At 69.9% G+C, this 14853-nt stretch carries 15 protein-coding genes and 2 pseudogenes; 6 read left to right on the top strand and 11 right to left on the bottom strand.

The window, feature by feature from the left end; all coding sequences use genetic code 11:
* The first annotated feature begins 40 nt into the window (after positions 1-40).
* Positions 41-772, top strand: coding sequence for a MerR family transcriptional regulator (locus tag Q4V64_RS42790; RefSeq protein ID WP_124444623.1), 732 nt, complete (start codon positions 41-43; stop codon positions 770-772).
* 606 nt (positions 773-1378) lie between these two features.
* On the opposite strand, the pseudogene Q4V64_RS42785 reads toward Q4V64_RS42790, so the two are convergent.
* The 3 genes and pseudogenes from Q4V64_RS42785 to Q4V64_RS42775 all read right to left on the bottom strand — a co-directional run.
* A pseudogene (locus tag Q4V64_RS42785) lies at positions 1379-1741 on the bottom strand (transposase family protein); the annotation flags it as partial.
* A gap of 213 nt (positions 1742-1954) precedes the next feature.
* Positions 1955-2332 (bottom strand): VOC family protein, encoded by a 378-nt coding sequence (locus tag Q4V64_RS42780; protein WP_124444622.1) that lies wholly within the window; start codon positions 2330-2332, stop codon positions 1955-1957.
* A complete protein-coding gene (locus Q4V64_RS42775) occupies positions 2329-3108 on the bottom strand; it encodes an ArsR family transcriptional regulator (protein WP_124444621.1) in 780 nt (259 codons plus the stop codon). The genes Q4V64_RS42780 and Q4V64_RS42775 overlap by 4 nt, the downstream gene beginning before the upstream one ends.
* Positions 3109-3192: 84 nt before the next feature.
* On the opposite strand from Q4V64_RS42775, the gene Q4V64_RS42770 reads away from it, so the two are divergent.
* The 4 genes and pseudogenes from Q4V64_RS42770 to Q4V64_RS42755 all read left to right on the top strand — a co-directional run.
* Entirely contained in the window at positions 3193-4464 is a 1272-nt protein-coding gene (locus tag Q4V64_RS42770) for an APC family permease (protein WP_124444620.1), read from the top strand.
* 330 nt (positions 4465-4794) lie between these two features.
* Positions 4795-5676, top strand: a complete 882-nt coding sequence (locus tag Q4V64_RS42765) for an alpha/beta hydrolase (RefSeq protein ID WP_124444619.1) — start codon at positions 4795-4797, stop codon at positions 5674-5676.
* Positions 5677-5768: 92 nt separating this feature from the next.
* A complete protein-coding gene (locus tag Q4V64_RS42760; protein WP_124444618.1) occupies positions 5769-5981 on the top strand; it encodes a hypothetical protein in 213 nt (70 codons plus the stop codon).
* 14 nt (positions 5982-5995) lie between these two features.
* A pseudogene (locus Q4V64_RS42755) lies at positions 5996-6330 on the top strand (SDR family NAD(P)-dependent oxidoreductase); the annotation flags it as partial.
* A gap of 118 nt (positions 6331-6448) precedes the next feature.
* On the opposite strand, the gene Q4V64_RS42750 reads toward Q4V64_RS42755, so the two are convergent.
* The 7 genes from Q4V64_RS42750 to Q4V64_RS42720 all read right to left on the bottom strand — a co-directional run bounded on the left by Q4V64_RS42750 (position 6449) and on the right by Q4V64_RS42720 (position 12709).
* Positions 6449-7120, bottom strand: coding sequence for a hypothetical protein (locus Q4V64_RS42750; protein WP_124444617.1), 672 nt, complete (start codon positions 7118-7120; stop codon positions 6449-6451).
* Positions 7121-7237: 117 nt separating this feature from the next.
* Complete coding sequence (locus tag Q4V64_RS42745) at positions 7238-8029, bottom strand: ABC transporter permease subunit (RefSeq protein WP_124444616.1); 792 nt, start codon at positions 8027-8029, stop codon at positions 7238-7240.
* Positions 8019-8927 carry an ABC transporter ATP-binding protein gene (locus Q4V64_RS42740; protein WP_124444615.1) on the bottom strand — a complete coding sequence of 303 codons (909 nt, stop codon included), beginning with the start codon at positions 8925-8927 and terminating at the stop codon, positions 8019-8021. The genes Q4V64_RS42745 and Q4V64_RS42740 overlap by 11 nt, the downstream gene beginning before the upstream one ends.
* Positions 8924-9409, bottom strand: a complete 486-nt coding sequence (locus Q4V64_RS42735) for a MarR family transcriptional regulator (protein ID WP_124444614.1) — start codon at positions 9407-9409, stop codon at positions 8924-8926. The genes Q4V64_RS42740 and Q4V64_RS42735 overlap by 4 nt, the downstream gene beginning before the upstream one ends.
* 137 nt (positions 9410-9546) lie before the next feature.
* Positions 9547-10332 (bottom strand): alpha/beta fold hydrolase, encoded by a 786-nt coding sequence (locus Q4V64_RS42730; protein WP_124444613.1) that lies wholly within the window; start codon positions 10330-10332, stop codon positions 9547-9549.
* Between the two features lie 25 nt (positions 10333-10357).
* Positions 10358-10843 carry a hypothetical protein gene (locus Q4V64_RS42725; RefSeq protein ID WP_124444612.1) on the bottom strand — a complete coding sequence of 162 codons (486 nt, stop codon included), beginning with the start codon at positions 10841-10843 and terminating at the stop codon, positions 10358-10360.
* A 42-nt stretch (positions 10844-10885) separates the two neighbouring features.
* Complete coding sequence (locus Q4V64_RS42720) at positions 10886-12709, bottom strand: non-ribosomal peptide synthetase (RefSeq protein ID WP_124444611.1); 1824 nt, start codon at positions 12707-12709, stop codon at positions 10886-10888.
* 242 nt (positions 12710-12951) lie between these two features.
* Here Q4V64_RS42720 and Q4V64_RS42715 point away from each other — a divergent pair, with 242 nt between their 5' ends.
* On the top strand, positions 12952-13707 hold the full coding sequence (locus Q4V64_RS42715) for an alpha/beta fold hydrolase (protein WP_124444610.1): 756 nt from the start codon (positions 12952-12954) through the stop codon (positions 13705-13707).
* Positions 13708-13776: 69 nt separating this feature from the next.
* Here the strand turns inward: Q4V64_RS42715 and Q4V64_RS42710 are convergent, their stop codons facing one another.
* Positions 13777-14853 carry a MupA/Atu3671 family FMN-dependent luciferase-like monooxygenase gene (locus Q4V64_RS42710; RefSeq protein ID WP_124444609.1) on the bottom strand — a complete coding sequence of 359 codons (1077 nt, stop codon included), beginning with the start codon at positions 14851-14853 and terminating at the stop codon, positions 13777-13779.

The raw sequence follows: 14853 nt of genomic DNA, 5'->3' as shown, positions 1-14853 counted from the left end.
ACCCTGCCCCAGGGGAAGGGTCAAGTGGGACGATGGCCGGGTGATCACCATCGGGCAGCTGGCGAGGTACGTCGGAGTGTCGATCAAGACCATCCGCGTCTACCACGACAAAGGGCTGCTCCCCGAGCCCGACCGCGATGCGTCCGGCTACCGGCGATACGGCGCGAACGATGCCATCGCCCTGATCAAGATCCGGACGCTTGCCGAAGCCGGCGTGCCCCTGGCCCGTATCCGGGACCTGCGATCAGCGCCCGACGAGGAGTTCCAGGAGGCGCTGCGCGAGATCGACGACGAGCTCACGGCCCGCATCCGTGGCCTGCGGACAACGCAGGAGCGCCTGCGCCGGCTCGCCGCCGGGCAGCTGGCGCCGCTGCCCGCCGAGGTCGGTGCCCATCTGGAGGATTTGGCCCGCTGGGGGTTCACCCCTCGTTGGGTGGACCTGCAACGCGACCTGTGGATCCTCGTGTTCGCCACCCACCCGGACCGCGCGATCACCCTGTTTCACGACCAGGCCGAGACCCTGGCCGACCCGGCGCTGCGGCAGCTCTTCCTGGACTACGACCACGCGCACGACCTCGACGAGGACGATCCCCGCATCGACGACCTCGCCCGCCGGATCGTCGAGGCGACCCGGGAACGCTACGGACCCGACGAACCGCCCCAGCTCGATGCAACCTCCGAGATCCCCGCCCTCATCCAGGGAACGGTCAACGCCTCATCTCCGGCATGGCAGCGACTCGACACGCTCATTCGCACTCACCCGGACGCGTGACTCGACGGGTACGGACGCACGGTCCAGACTGCGTGCGGAAATGGATCGGCAACGACGCGTGGACGGCTCCCGCCTTGTGCGCCGGCTCGGGCTGGTCGGCTACCAGTGGGCCCGTTCGACCTTCAAGCGGGGCGCCGAACGCTGACCCGCACGCTTCAGCGAAATTCGGCCAGCGCGGACGCGGGCCCAGCAGCGTCAGTCGGCCGCACCTACGGACCCAGCCCTGACAGCAGCCGCACGGAAGTCTCCCTCACCTGGCAGCCCTCGCCGCCATAGGCGAGTCTGCTCCTCGTCCGCGTCGCCGAGCCCGCTCCCGATGGCGACAAGGGGCGGCGAGGACCGGCGGAGACGTTCCTCTCAGCGTGCGCACCACCCGGGGCCTGTGGATCACTGGATGCATACGCCGGCCCCCGCCGTCCGCGTGATGGCCGGATCCGTACGCTGAGCCGCACGTCAGGAGTACACCGATGGCCACCACCGACCGCGCCCGTCCGCGCACGAGTCGCGTGCGCGCGTTGTCGGCTGCCCGTCCGGGCCGGTCTTCTCGAAGCACTGGTGGTACTTCGCCCCGAACTCCGTCTTGTGGTAGCTGGTCGCCTCTGCGCCCCCATGTCGTCGCTGCTTGTGGGAGAAGTCGGCCCGGCTGTCGCCGACCCGGTCGCACTCTGCCAGGGTGCCGCCGATCAGGACGTAGTCCGGGGCGGCTTCGCGCAGGGCGCGCAGCAGTCCGGGCGCGCGGTCGGCGAGCAGGTCGACGACGGCTGCCGTGTAGGCGTGGGCGGTGCCGACGGAGATGCCGAAGCCGACGGCGAGTTGGGCGAGGGTGTCGTGCCGGCGCAGGTACACCAGGCCGACCAGGGCTGGTGCGGTGGAGCTTGCAGCGGCGTTCACCCTCGCGGGTGACGATGAGCATGGTTACCCACTCGACCAGGGCGTGGGCAGGTCGAGTGCGGCAGGGTTGGGAACCAACGAGGCTACTGCGCCGATGAGTTGAGACGTCGAACACCTCCCTCAACGGCAGGGGAGCCTCGTGCGTTGCGGACGCCGAAGCCGTCACCCGATCAGTGGCCACGCTGAAAAGGCTCGGTCATAGGCGGGCGGCCGGGAAGCAGCCCGAGGCCATAGGCGACGCCGCGGATCGCTGATCCTTTCGGGGCCGGAGTGAAGAAGAAGGCGGCTCACCTAATGGGCAGATTCGAACAGTTCGATGAGGTTGCCTGCGGGGTCGGTGAGCAGGATCTGGCGTCCGCCGGGGCCGGAGACCACATCGCTGTGGAAGGTCAGTCCGGCGTCGCGGAGCCGGTCGATCTCGGTGTCGAGGTTGTCAACGATCAGGTGGATGCGGTTGCGTCCGGCGCCGGCGCCGCTGGGGGTGGCGCGGGCACCGGAGCTGGCGGGGCCGGACAGCAGCAGCCGCAGCGGCCCTCGCACCACGTCGGCGAAGGCCGGGGCAGGGTTGCTGCGGAGGGTGAAGCCCAGATGGGTGGTGTAGAAGTCGACGGCCTCCTGGACGTCGTCGACGAGGTACCGGACGCTGGCGAACTGATCGGGCCTTGTCATGGCTTGACCTCCTGTGGCGTGCGGGCGAGCAGCGGCAGCAGGTAGCGGATGCGGGTGTCGATCTCTGCCGCCGTGCGGACGAAGGCGGGGTAGCCGGCCGGTTCGTCGCCGCCGGCCGGGGCGGGGTCGGGGATACTCCAGTGAGCCAGCCGCGGGCGGTCGCCGAAGTCGGGGCAGACCTCGCGGACCTTGTCGCACAGGCTGATCACGTAGTCGAACCGGCGGTCGGCCAAGGTGTCCAGGTGTTGCGGACGCCGACTGGAGATGTCGATCCCGTGGTGCTCACGCAGGACCCGCACCGCGTCGGGGTGGATGCGGGGTTTGGGGTGGCTGCCGGCGCTGGTCACCTCGACCTGACCGTGCGTGCGGTGCCGCAGCAGCGCCTCGGCGATCGGTGAGCGGGCGCTGTTGCCGGTGCAGGCGAACAGCACGGCGGACCTCGTGGGTGGCGGTGTGGACGGCGGCGAGGAGGTGGGATCGAATCCCAGCGCCGGGTGCAGGGCGGTGCCGGCATCGGCGAGTGCGTGCGCGCAACGCTCCAGGTCCAGGTGGTAGTAGCTGTCACGGCCGTCGAAGCTGCTGCGGCGGGCGGTGACCAGCCCGCCTCCGCGCAGCAGTCGCAGATGGTAGGAGACCAGGTTCTGCGGCTGGCCGACCCGTTCCACCAGTTCCCGGACCCGGTAGTCGCTTGCGGCCAGCTCGGTCAGCAGCCGCCACCGCAGCGGATGAGCGGCCAGGTGCACAAACGCCGGGGCGGCATGACCCGAGGACCTCATACAGCGAGAATACATCAAACACAGTTGATGTACCTTGCTGGCGGGGGCCATCGCGGCCCCACCGCCGGACGACGGAGGCACGTCATGGGTCAGCCCACCGAGACCGCATCACCTCAGCTCCAGCGGCGCCTCGGCGTCACTGACGCCGTGCTGATCGGGCTGGGCTCGATGATCGGCGCCGGCATCTTCGCGGCGCTCGCCCCGGCCGCCCGCGCAGCCGGCTCCGGCCTATTGGTCGGTCTGGCGGTGGCCGCGGTGGTGGCCTACTGCAATGCCACGTCCTCCGCCCGGCTGGCCGCCCGCTATCCCGCCTCCGGCGGCACCTACGTCTACGGGCGCGAACGGCTCGGCGACTTCTGGGGCTACCTGGCCGGCTGGGCCTTCGTGATCGGCAAGACCGCCTCCTGCGCCGCGATGGCGCTCACCGTCGGCTCGTACGTCTGGCCCGGCCACGCCCACGCCGTCGCGGTCGCCGCGGTGGTGGCACTGACAGCCGTCAACTACGCCGGGATCCAGAAGAGCGCATGGCTCACCCGAGCCGTCGTCGCCGTCGTCCTGGCAGTGCTGGCGGCGGTCGTGGTCGCGAGCCTCACCTCCTCGGCGACGGACACGACCCGCCTGGACGTCGGCTCCGACGCCGGCGTCATCGGCGTCCTGCAGGCCGCGGGCCTGCTGTTCTTCGCCTTCGCCGGGTACGCCCGCATCGCCACCCTCGGCGAGGAAGTCCGCGATCCCGCGCGCACCATCCCCCGCGCCATCCCGCTCGCCCTGGCCCTCACCCTGGTCGTATACGCAGCGGTGGCCGTAGCCGTCTTGACCGTGCTCGGCCCGGTCGGGCTGGCAGAGGCGGCCGCTTCGCTGTCGGAGGCGGTGCGCGCCGCCGGCGCGAACTGGCTGGCGCCCGTCGTGCGGCTCGGGGCGGCCGTCGCCGCGCTCGGCTCCCTGCTCGCCCTGATCCTTGGCGTCTCCCGGACCACTCTGGCAATGGCCCGCGACCGGCATCTGCCGCACGTCCTGGCCGACGTCCACCCGCGCTTCCAAGTGCCGCACCGCGCCGAACTGCTGGTGGGCGCCGTCGTCGCGATCCTGAGCGCCACCACCGACCTGCGCGGCGCGATCGGCTTCTCCTCCTTCGGCGTTCTCGTCTACTACGCCGTAGCCAACGCCTCGGCCTGGACACTCACTCCGGACGAGAGGCGCCCGCCCCGCATCGTCCCCGCGCTCGGCCTGACCGGGTGCCTGCTGCTGGCCTTCACCCTGCCCGCCGCTTCCATCGCATGGGGCACCGCAGTCCTCGCTCTCGGCGTCGCCGCCTACGGCATACGCCGGGCCATCACCGCCCGCCGGACGCCCTGAGCCGCTCGGCTGCGTTGAACGGTGGTGACATCCCAGGCGGCAGCCTCCTCGGACGGGGCGCCCCGGCGTAGCTTTCCGTTGGCCGCCACCCGGTGTCGACGGTGACGGCTCCGTCAGGGAGGTGGTAAGGCCATGTCCGAGTCCGGTCAGCAGCCCCAGCCCAGCGTGCTGTTCGTGTGCTCGCACAGCGCCGGGCGATCCCAGGTCTCCGCCGGTTCACCGCCGGAGTGAAGGCGACGGCTACGGCGGCCGGGCCGTTGACTCATGCCGGCCCGAGCGCTCAAGTCCCGGCCCGGTTCCGGAGCCGGGCTGGGGGAGTACGCTGCCGACATGCCCTCCATCTATCGCGGTTCCAAGTGCCGTCAGCAGGTACGGGATTGGTGTCTCGAGCGGTTGGGTGAGTGGGGTATGCCGCACCGGCGCCGGGAGATCGATACGGCTGCCGGGGTCACCAGCGTCCTCACCGTCGGCGCTGCGCCGGTGGCCGAGTCGCCGACCGTGGTGCTGGTGCCCGGGACGAATACGAACGGCGCCGTCTATCGGCACGTTGCGCAGGCGCTGGCCGTCCGGTGGCCGACGGTGGTGCTCGACGTGCCCGGGCAGCCGGGTCTGAGCGCGGATATCCGTCCGCGCAGGCGGCGCTCGGCATGGTACGGGCGGTGGCTGGCCGAGGCACTGGAGGAGGTGGTGCCCGGGCCGGCCCTGGTGGTCGGGCACTCGCTCGGCGGTGCCATCGTGCTCGCCTGCCCGTCCCCGCGGATCGCCGGGCGGGTCCTGTTGTCCAGCGCCGGTCTGGTGCGGCTGCTGGTCCCTCCGGCGGTCGTGGCCGCCACCGTGCCGTGGCTGGCCCGGCCTACCGCGCCGCGGGCCGCCCGGGTGCTGGGTCACATGGTGGCGCCGGGCGGAGGGGTGCCGGACGAGCTCGCGGAATGGATGGCCCTGGTCGCCCGCTGCTGCCGCAGCAGTCTCGCCCCTCCCCCGCTGCCGTCGGCGCTGCTGGCCGAGCGGCGGTCCGTGCCATGTCTTGTGGCCACCGGGCGGCACGACGTCTTCCTGCCGCCCCGGCGGGTGCGGCCGGTCGCGCAGCGGCATCTGGACACCAGCCTGCATGTCCTGGACGGCTCGGGTCATCTGCTGCTGGACGAGGCGCCCGACGACGTCATCAGGCTGGTGGCGCAGATCCTGGCCGCGTCATGCGGGGACGGCGCATAGGTTGCGTATGTTTCCGTGCGGTGACCTGCCGCCGGGGCGGGACGCGTACGACGCTGGGTCCCGGAGACGTTCCAGCTGATGAGGAGCCGACCGTGCGCGCACGTGACCTGGCGGTGGAATACGAGTCGGTGAGCGTCGACAGCGGCTCCCTGGACGCGGCCCGGCTGATGGCCGAGCACAATCTGTACGTCATCGAGGACCCCACCTTCGCCGCGGTGGTCGACGAGCCGCACGCCGACCGGCTGTGCGAGGCCCTGGCCGACGACCCTCGCTACCGCCGCGCCATGCTCGTCATCAGCAACTGAAGGAGAACCCAGTCATGAGGCTCGCGCCGGGCCTCTCCGGCAAGGCGGTCGTCATCACCGGTGCGGGCTCCGGCATCGACCGCGCCGCCGCCCTGCGCTTCGCCGCGGAGGACGCACGCCTCGTCCGCGCCGACATCAACGCCGCCGGCGGCAAGGCCGCGGCCGACGAAAACACCGCCGCCGGCACCGTGGCCGGGGACCTCAGCGACCAACACGTCATCGACCAGGTCGTCACCACCGCCAACAACGCCGGCATCATGGACAGGATGTCCGCCGCCGACACCGGCGACGACCAGTGGGAGCGCACGCTGCGGATCAACCTCACGGCACCCGTCTTCGGCGGGCAGCTGGTGCAGAGCCAGACGCCTCGGATCCGGGCCGAGATCAAGCGTCACGGGCCGAACTCGCCTCCACCGGCAGGCAGGCAGGCAACAGACACTCGGCGGTGCGATGACCTGCCACGGGTGTCAGGCGGCGGTTCTGGCAACGCTCAGGCTGGGCATGCCCGCGTTGCGCAGACGCAGCACACTCCCGTTGAGCCTCATCAAGGGCTGTACGAGAAGGTCCACCACGACCAGGAAGCAGACGGTGCCGATGCCCACCGGGCCGCCGAGCAGGTAACCGCTGACCAGGAGCAGCAGTTCGGTGCTGAACTTGGCGGCCCAGAACGGCCAGCGCCAGTGCTCCGTCATGCTGATCGCCACGAGGTCCATGGCCCGGATGCCGACGCCGCTGATGATGATGAGCGAGGACCCGTACGCGCACAGCAGGCTGCCGAGCACCATCAGGACCGGGTCGGGAACAGGCAGTCCGGCGAAGTCCCAGGCACGCATGAGGTCGATCATGCTGCCGCAGAAGAGGAAGGTGCCGAACGGCGAGAGCACCGGGCGGCAGCGGTTCCAGGCCGCCCAGACGGCGATGCACAGGGCCGCGAACAGTGCCTGGGCGAGACCGATGGTCAGCGGCAGGTGCTCAATCAGGCCGAGGGCGAAGACGTCGAGCGGGTCGGTGCCCAGATCCGACCTGATGAAGCACGCGGCACCGTAGGAGAAGGACACGCATCCGGCCAGGTAGGCCGCGAACTGGGTGCGCTCGACGCTGCGTAAGTGTTGCAGCCCGGGGATCACCGGCTTTGCCATGAACCTGCCTCCACGAGGTCGAGCAACTGGCACAGGACAGTGCTGAACCACCTGCCGGGGCGGGAAACGCCCCGGCAGGGTCGGGCAAGGGGTTGCGCGGTGAGTTCGAACCGTGGGTCAGGCGTTGATGTCGCGACGGGCGAAAGCCCGCATTCCCACGGCCAGCGCCGCCGCCGTGGCGGCGAGGAGGACGATCACGCCGAGGACGTCGAAGCCCTCGCGCAGCGGGTGGGTGCCCTGCGCCCAGTAGAAGGGCGTGATGCGCTGGAGGAAGTGCGCGCCATCGATCTGCGAGGCGATCGCGTTGAGCACGTACGTCCCCACCGCGACCGCACTGGTGGCGCCGAGGGTGACCGGCCTGCTCCCGGTGAAGGCACCGATGGAGAGGGCCAGGGCACCGAAGAACAGGGCCAGCAGGCCGAGTTGGACAGCGCCGGCGATGACGTTCCCGGCCGGTACGTCCATGTCCTGGGAGGACGCCAGTGCCGTGACCTCCAGGCCAATCAGCACGGTCAGGGCGAGTACGGCGACGAACAGGGCGCCGAAACGCTCAAGTCCGAGGCGTCGGCGGGTGATCGGATAGGCGAGATAGAGGTCGAGAACCCCGGACTGCTCCTGGCCCGCGACAGCCCTGGTCCCGGTGGAGATGGCGAAGATGAGGAGCAGCAGCGGTCCGAGCAGGCCGAAGACCGTGCCCTCCAGGAAACCGGCACCGCTGGACAGGTCGTCGAAGTTCATGGCGCCGGACATGCCGGAGGGGAGCGAGTCCAGCGAGTCGGCCTGGTTCTTCACCTGGGAGTACGACGAGGTGTAGATGGCCGTCACCAGCGCGACGCCTAGCCCCCAGAGCAGCAGCCCGCGCCGCTGGTCGCGAACCGCCTTGCCGAACACGGGGAGTTCAGTGGACAACGGGGGCGCCTTCCTTGACGTACTCGTCCATGAAGATGGATTCCAGGTCCGGCTTCTGGCAGAACAGGGCCTCGACGCGGTAACGCGCGACCTGTTTGACCAGGGCGTCGACGCTGCCGTCGACGGTGCAGTGCAGCGTGTGGCCGTCGGCCCGGACGGCGCCGACGTGTTCGAGACCGACGAAGTCCTCGGTGCTGAACGATTCGGCGAAGCGAATCTCCACCTGGCTCACGGCCTGCTGCTGAAGCGCGGCAACGGTACTGATGGTGACCAGCCGGCCGTCCTTGATGATGGCGACCCGATCGGCGACTTCCTGCACCTCGCTGAGGATGTGGGAGGACATGAAGACGGTCTGCCCGTTGGTCTTGGCCTCCGTGACGAGGTTGAGGAAGACCTGCTGCATCAGGGGGTCCAGGCCGCTGGTGGGTTCGTCGAGCACCAGGAGTGCGGGCCGGTGCATGAACGCCTGGACGATGCCGACCTTCTGCTTGTTGCCCTTGGAGAGGTTCTTCACCTTCCGGGAACGGTCGAGTTCCAGCCGGTCGGCAAGCTCGGTCACCCAGGTCTGGTCCACGTTGCCCTGGAGCCGGGCGAAGAAGCCGAGCAGCTCTCCGACGTTCTCGGAACCGTCCAGGACGAGCTCACCGGGCAGATAACCGAGCTGCGCCCGCAACTCCGCGCCCTGGGCGACCGGGTCGAGCCCCAGGACCCGGATGGTGCCGGACGTGGGGCGGATGAGGTCCAGGATCATCTTCATGGTCGTCGTCTTCCCGGCCCCGTTGGGACCGAGGAATCCGAAGATCTCTCCACGCTGCACTGTGAGATCGAGATCCGCGACGCCACGGCCGCCGGGGTACCGCTTGCTGAGACCTGACGTCTCGATGGCGGCTAAGTTCACTTCTTTCCTCCGTTGAGAAGCCGTTGCTCCCGGTGACGGGCGAGCAGCGGCGGAAGTTCGCGTTGCATCCAGCGGTACAGGTCCGCGACGTTCTCCAGGCGCGCCCGGCGGGCCGGTGTGTCCTGCGCGAGGAGTTCGCTGCCTTTCTCCAGCACCTTGAGGATGTTGGTGACAGCCGCGAGCCGCTCGAACACCGAGTCGACCCAGCCGCTGTCGTTGATCCGGTAGTACGTGCGCCGGTCACCCGGGGCCGAGACCTTCTCCACCAGTCCCGCCTGTATCAACTGCCGGGTCGACGTGGAGATCGACGCTTTGCTCGCCTGAAGGGTCTCCGCCAGCTGACCCGCCGTCTGCTCCGGCGGATCGCAGATGAGCAGCCACCCGATGACGCGACCGGAGATCCTCGGAAGTCCGGCGTCCTGTTCGAAGTACAGGGCCACGTCCTCGGCGAAGCGCACTGCCTCGTCGTGTGTAATAGCCATGATGTTCAGTCTATGCTGAACATACTGTATCTGCAATACAAGCGGAACCGGAGTCCTCCGTATCGGTGCCCCGGCGCGCACGGGCTGACATCAACGGTCCCGGGCGGAGCGGACCGCACGGGAGCGGACTGGACTGGCTAGGGCACCACCGTGCGTGCCAGGTCCTGTGTCAGCCGGTCGAGGAGGGACTCGCGGTGCTCCTGGAGGAAGAAGTGACCGCCGCTGTAGGAGTGTTGGGCGAAACCGCCCCTGCTGTGGTGCCGCCAGCCTCGCATTTCCTCCTCGCTCGCCTCTGGGTCCTCGCTGCCGCAGAGCGCGGTGATCGGGCAGCGCAACGGCCGCTCGGCGCGGTAGCGGTAGGTCTCCAGCATGGTGATGTCGCCGCGCAGTACCGGCAGATAGAGGGCCCGCATCTCCGGATCCCGGCGGATCTGTTCCGGCACGGCGCGGAAGCGACGGTCCAGGGCGTCCAGGAACTCGTCGTCGGAGAGCAGATGGGACATCCGGCCGGGCTGGGGGATCTCCGGTGTGCTCCGCGCCGAGACCGTCAGGTGGGAGGCTTCCAGCTGGTGCGTACGGCGCAGTTCCCGCGCGACCTCGTAGGCGATGAGCGCACCCAGGCTGTGGCCGAACAGGGCGAACGGACGGTCGAGAGCGGGCGCCAGCGCCCCCGCCGCCTCCCTGGCCAGGGCCAGCAGGTCGGTCCGCGGCTCCTCCCGCAGCCGCACCTCACGCCCCGGCAGCCGCAGGAGCCATACGTCGATCCAGTCGGGCAGTCCGGCCACCCAGCCGTGGAAAACGGTGGTACCTCCCCCGGCGTACGGCACGCAGAGCAGCCGCAGCGCGGCGTCGTCCCGGGGCTCCGGGCGGAGCACCCACCTGGGGTCGACCGCCTGACGGGCAGCCGAAGCCGGTGTCTGCATCGATGAGTTCCCCCTTCAGGACACGTCAGGCGAGGTCGGCGCTGGTCTTCTCGTAGCGGTGCCAGAGGGCCGGCATCTCGGCGGCGAGGTAGCGAAAGAGCTTCTCCATGTTCCGCAGCCGGGCCAGTCGCGCCGAGTCGACGCCTTCGGCTTCGAGGGCCTTGAGGCCCTCCGCCATCGTCTGGTGGAAGTTCGGCCAGCTGAGGAAGGTGTGCTGGATGACCCGGGGCCAGGTGGCGTCCTGGAGGGTGAGGTAGTAGTCGCCGTCCTCGGCGTCCTCACGAATGAAGAATTCGGCCGGGACCAGCTGGTCGGACATCTTGTCCACCGCGTCGCGGGAGATGCCCAGCCTGGCGCTGATGTCGGACGCACGCTGACGCGGCGGGTCGGATATCAGCAGGTAGCCGATCACCTCTCCGCGGTCGGCGGCCATGCCGTCCTTCTCGTAGTAGCGGCCGATCCGGGTGACGATCTCCCGTTCGGCCTGCGGGATGGCGGAACCTGTGGTCATCGGGCGTGCCCTTCTCTGGCGATGGATGGAGGTGATGTTCCGTCAGTTCTCGGGCGCGGTGGCGCCTACCGAGCGCAGATGCACGGCGTAGCGTGCGGGGGTCGAGTGGTCCAGGAAGGCCGCGAGGCCGGTGTGGGCTCCCCAGCCCTCACGGATCCGTCCGACGATCTCCATGGCGGCCAGGGACTGGCCGCCGAGCTCGCTGAACTCGTCGTGGGCTCCGACGCCCGGACGGCCGAGGACCTCCTCCCAGACCCGGATCACCGCGGTCAGCAGGGCGTCGCCCTGTTCGGCGGCGGCCTGTTCGGGCTGTGCCGCCTCCTCGGGGAAGGGAAGCGCGGAGCGGTCCGCCTTGCCGTTCGGGAGCAGCGGGATACCCGAGAGGAAGAAGAAGCGGGTGGGTATGGAGTGCGCGGGTACCGTCCGGGCCAAGTGCTCGCGGCACTGGGCCGGGGTCAGCAAGCGGCCGGCCTCCGGCACGACGTAACCGACGAGGACACCCTCACCGACCCGGGGATGGCGGGCCACGACGACGGCCTCGCGGATGTCCGCGTGCTGTTCCAGCGCCGTCTCCAGCTCCCCCGTCTCCACCCGGACGCCCCGGATCTTCACCTGGCCGTCCAGGCGGCCGAAGAACTCGATGCCGCCGTCGGGCAGGACGGCCGCGAGGTCTCCCGTGCGGTACATGGTCGCGCCCGCCGCCGTGGCGAAGGGATCCGGCAGGAACCGCTCGCGGGTCAGCTCCGGGCGCTGCCAGTAGCCCTGGCCCACTCCCACTCCGCCGATGTAGAGCTCGCCACGCTCGCCGTCGCGCACCGTGCGCCCCTGGTCGTCGAGGACGTACGCGGTGTGGCCCGGCAGGGTGCGGCCCCAGGGGATCGCGTCCCGCTCCGCGTCCTCCTTGCGCACCGCGAACACCGTGCTGCAGCAGGACACCTCGGTCATCCCGGCCACGTTGTGCGCACGGATGCCGGGGCCCAGTTCGGCCAGTGTGGCCACCATGGAGGGCGGGAAGCGGTCGCCTGCCAGGACCACGGTGCGCAGCGTCGCGGGCAGTCCGTTCCCCCGCCGCCGGGCGGTGTCGGTGACCGGGCGCAGCAGCGCCGGTGCCGAGGACCAGGTCGTGACCGACTCGGCGGCCAGCAGATCCAGCAGCGCCCCCGGGTCGGTGCGGTCGGTCTCGCTCGGGATGACCACGGTGCCACCGACGGCGAAGGTCGCGAAGATCTCGATCACCGAGAGGTCGAAGTTGAGGGAGGACACCTGGAGCACGCGGTCGGTGTGGTCCAGGCCGAGCGCCTCGGCCAGGGTCCGCATTGTGTGCGCCACACCGCCGTGCCGGTTCATGGCGCCCTTGGGACGGCCGGTCGAGCCCGAGGTGTAGATGAGGTACGGCAGTTGGGCGGGGTCGACCTCCGGGAGCGGAAGTGTCCCGTCCGGGTCGGTGGTCCGGTCCGCCCGCAGGCCCTCCAGTCCCGCCAGACCGGGGACCCAGGCCGCGGCCTCGTCCACCAGGACGGTCCGGGCGCCGCTGTCGGTGAGGATGAACCGGATCCGCTCCTCGGGATACGCGGGGTCGACGGCGACGTAGGCCGCGCCGGCCCGCATGACGCCGAGCACCGCGACCACCAGCTCCGCAGCGGGTGCCATGGACACCCCGACCAGTTCACCGGGGCCCACCCCCCGCCGCAGCAGCAGGCGGGCCAGGGCGGCACTGCGTGCGTCGAGTTCGCGGTAGGTCATCTCCCGGCCCGCGTGCCGGACGGCCGTGGCCTCCGGGCGCTGCTCGGCCTGCGCCAGCGCCAGTCCGTGCAGGGTCCACCCGGAGTGCCGGTCCACGTCGCCGTCAGTCCTGGCATCGCGCATGAGTCGATTCCTCCTACGGCGGTGAGAATTCACTGATGAAATTTCCGTGGGCCCCGACAGCGCTCGATACTAGCGATCCGAACACGGCCCGCACAATAGTCTCCGGAGCAAATTTCCTACTAGTCGATCAACGATCTCCGACGGACTCTTTCGGCGCCCTGCGGACACCCTCCGGCATCCGTCCGCGAATTCTTTCGAATGCTTGACGGACCCGGGCTCACACTGCTCTATCATCTCAGCACATGACCGAGATTCAGCTGGATTCCGACCGCTGGTTTCTCCGCGCCGGGCGCAGGCAGAACCCCCGGCTGACCGTCCTGGCCGTGCCCTGGGCCGGCAGTGGAACCGCCGCCTACCACGGCATCGCAGATCTACTGCCGCCGGACGTCGAGCTGTGGATGCTCCGCCTGCCGGGCCGCGAGGTCCGTCGTTCGGAGCCGCTCGCCACCTCGATGAGCGAGCTGACCATACCGGCGGCCGCCGCCTGCGCGGAGGCCCTGAACAGCGACTTCGCGCTCTTCGGGCATAGTTCGGGTGCGCTCGTCGCGTTCGACATCGCTCGTCGGCTGCGCCGGGACCATGGGCGGCAGCCCGCCCTGCTCGCCGTGTCCGCGCAACCCGCACCGCACCTTCCGCCGCGTTACGCGCCGATCCACGAGCTGCCCGCCGACAGCTTCCTCGACGCGCTCGACGCGCGCTGCCACAGCGTCCCGCAAGCACTGCGCGAGGACGCGGAAATGAAGGAGGTATATGTTCCGGCCATGCGGGCGGACGTCGCTGTCGAGGAAACCTATCAATACATTCCGGAACCACCACTCGAATGCCCACTGTCAACCTTCGGCGGAAAATCGGACACGGAATGCCGAATTTCCGATCTGGAAGCATGGCAGGTGCACACGTCGGGGAAATTCACCCTCAACGCGCTACCTGGTGACCATTTCTTCTTCCAGACCTCCCGCGAATCGGTGGTGAAACTCCTCGTCGAACAGGCCGGCTGACACGGACCCGGTGCCCCGCCCGCGTGGCGGGGCACCGCGCTGTCCGAAGCGGTCACCGATCCGGGACGCTCACTGGTCGTAGTAGCCCGCCAGTGTGCGCGGCCGGGGCCGGTCGTCGTCCGTAGCCGGCGGCAGGCAGGTCCGGCGCAGTGCGTCCAGCCTGGGCAGGCCGGCCATCACCTCGTCGAAGGGCAGTCCGAAGTCGACCAGGCAGGCGATCTCGTCCACACCGATCCCGGACAGCCGCTCGACCACCTCGGTGCACTTCGCCGGGGTTCCCAGCAGCGAGCGGCGGTCGTAGAAGTCCCGGGCCACGAGGCCGGCGAGTTGTTCCTGCTCCTCGTCCGACATGTCGGACGAGGTGTCGTCGCTGCGCTTCTGGCTGAGGAACGTGGACAGATAGCGCCGCACCGGATCGCGCACCAGCGCCCACACCTGCTCCTCGTCCTCGCCGACGTACGTGTGCATGCCGACGGTGACCACACCCGCGGCCGGGTCGAGCCCCGCGGCGGAGCGGGCCTTGCGGTAGGCGGCGATGTTGTCCGCCAGCCGTTCCCAGCTGTCCAGCAGCGTCAGCACGCCCAGGTCGCGGCGGCCGGCCTCCAGCCAGGTCTCCGGGTTGGACGTGTGCACCATCCAGAGCGGCAGTTCCGGCTGGTGCGGGCGGGGGTAGGTGCGGACCGACAGTGTGCTGTCCTCGGGCCCCTCGAAGGATGTCGGCTCCCCCCGCCACAGGGCTCGCAGGGTGTCGATGGTGGCGAGGGTGTACTCCCGTCGGTCGGTGAAGTGCTCGGGCTGGAACACGAAGTCGCCGCGGTGCCAGCCGGTGGCCAGGCACAGGCCCACCCGCCCGCCGGACAACTGGTCGACCAGAGCCCATTCCTCGACTATGCGCACCGGATGGTGGTGCGGCACGACCACGCTGCCCGCGCGCAACTGGATCCGCTCGGTGACGGCCGCGATGGCGGCGGCCAGCACCGAGGGGTTGGGGAAGCTGCCGCCGAACTCCTGGAAGTGACGCTCGGGGACCCAGATCGCGCGGAACCCGCGCGAGTCGATGAAGCGGGCCACGTCGAGGATGAACCGATACCGCTCGCGCGGTGTCCGCCGGTCGTCCGCGGCGAAGAAGTACACACTGAAATCCAT

It is taken from the genome of Streptomyces sp. NL15-2K, assembly GCF_030551255.1.
Lineage (GTDB): Bacteria > Actinomycetota > Actinomycetes > Streptomycetales > Streptomycetaceae > Streptomyces.
This window is presented reverse-complemented; position numbering and strand designations above follow the sequence as displayed.

What these genes read in the sequence shown, in the direction of transcription:
- Q4V64_RS42710 (WP_124444609.1), bottom strand. Translation starts at nt 14,853, where the DNA reads ATGGATTTCAGTGTGTACTTCTTCGCCGCGGACGACCGGCGGACACCG.
- Q4V64_RS42750 (WP_124444617.1), bottom strand. Translation starts at nt 7,120, where the DNA reads ATGGCAAAGCCGGTGATCCCCGGGCTGCAACACTTACGCAGCGTCGAG.
- Q4V64_RS42715 (WP_124444610.1), top strand. Translation starts at nt 12,952, where the DNA reads ATGACCGAGATTCAGCTGGATTCCGACCGCTGGTTTCTCCGCGCCGGG.
- Q4V64_RS42730 (WP_124444613.1), bottom strand. Translation starts at nt 10,332, where the DNA reads ATGCAGACACCGGCTTCGGCTGCCCGTCAGGCGGTCGACCCCAGGTGG.
- Q4V64_RS42770 (WP_124444620.1), top strand. Translation starts at nt 3,193, where the DNA reads ATGGGTCAGCCCACCGAGACCGCATCACCTCAGCTCCAGCGGCGCCTC.
- Q4V64_RS42780 (WP_124444622.1), bottom strand. Translation starts at nt 2,332, where the DNA reads ATGACAAGGCCCGATCAGTTCGCCAGCGTCCGGTACCTCGTCGACGAC.
- Q4V64_RS42765 (WP_124444619.1), top strand. Translation starts at nt 4,795, where the DNA reads ATGCCCTCCATCTATCGCGGTTCCAAGTGCCGTCAGCAGGTACGGGAT.
- Q4V64_RS42735 (WP_124444614.1), bottom strand. Translation starts at nt 9,409, where the DNA reads ATGGCTATTACACACGACGAGGCAGTGCGCTTCGCCGAGGACGTGGCC.
- Q4V64_RS42725 (WP_124444612.1), bottom strand. Translation starts at nt 10,843, where the DNA reads ATGACCACAGGTTCCGCCATCCCGCAGGCCGAACGGGAGATCGTCACC.
- Q4V64_RS42775 (WP_124444621.1), bottom strand. Translation starts at nt 3,108, where the DNA reads ATGAGGTCCTCGGGTCATGCCGCCCCGGCGTTTGTGCACCTGGCCGCT.
- Q4V64_RS42720 (WP_124444611.1), bottom strand. Translation starts at nt 12,709, where the DNA reads ATGCGCGATGCCAGGACTGACGGCGACGTGGACCGGCACTCCGGGTGG.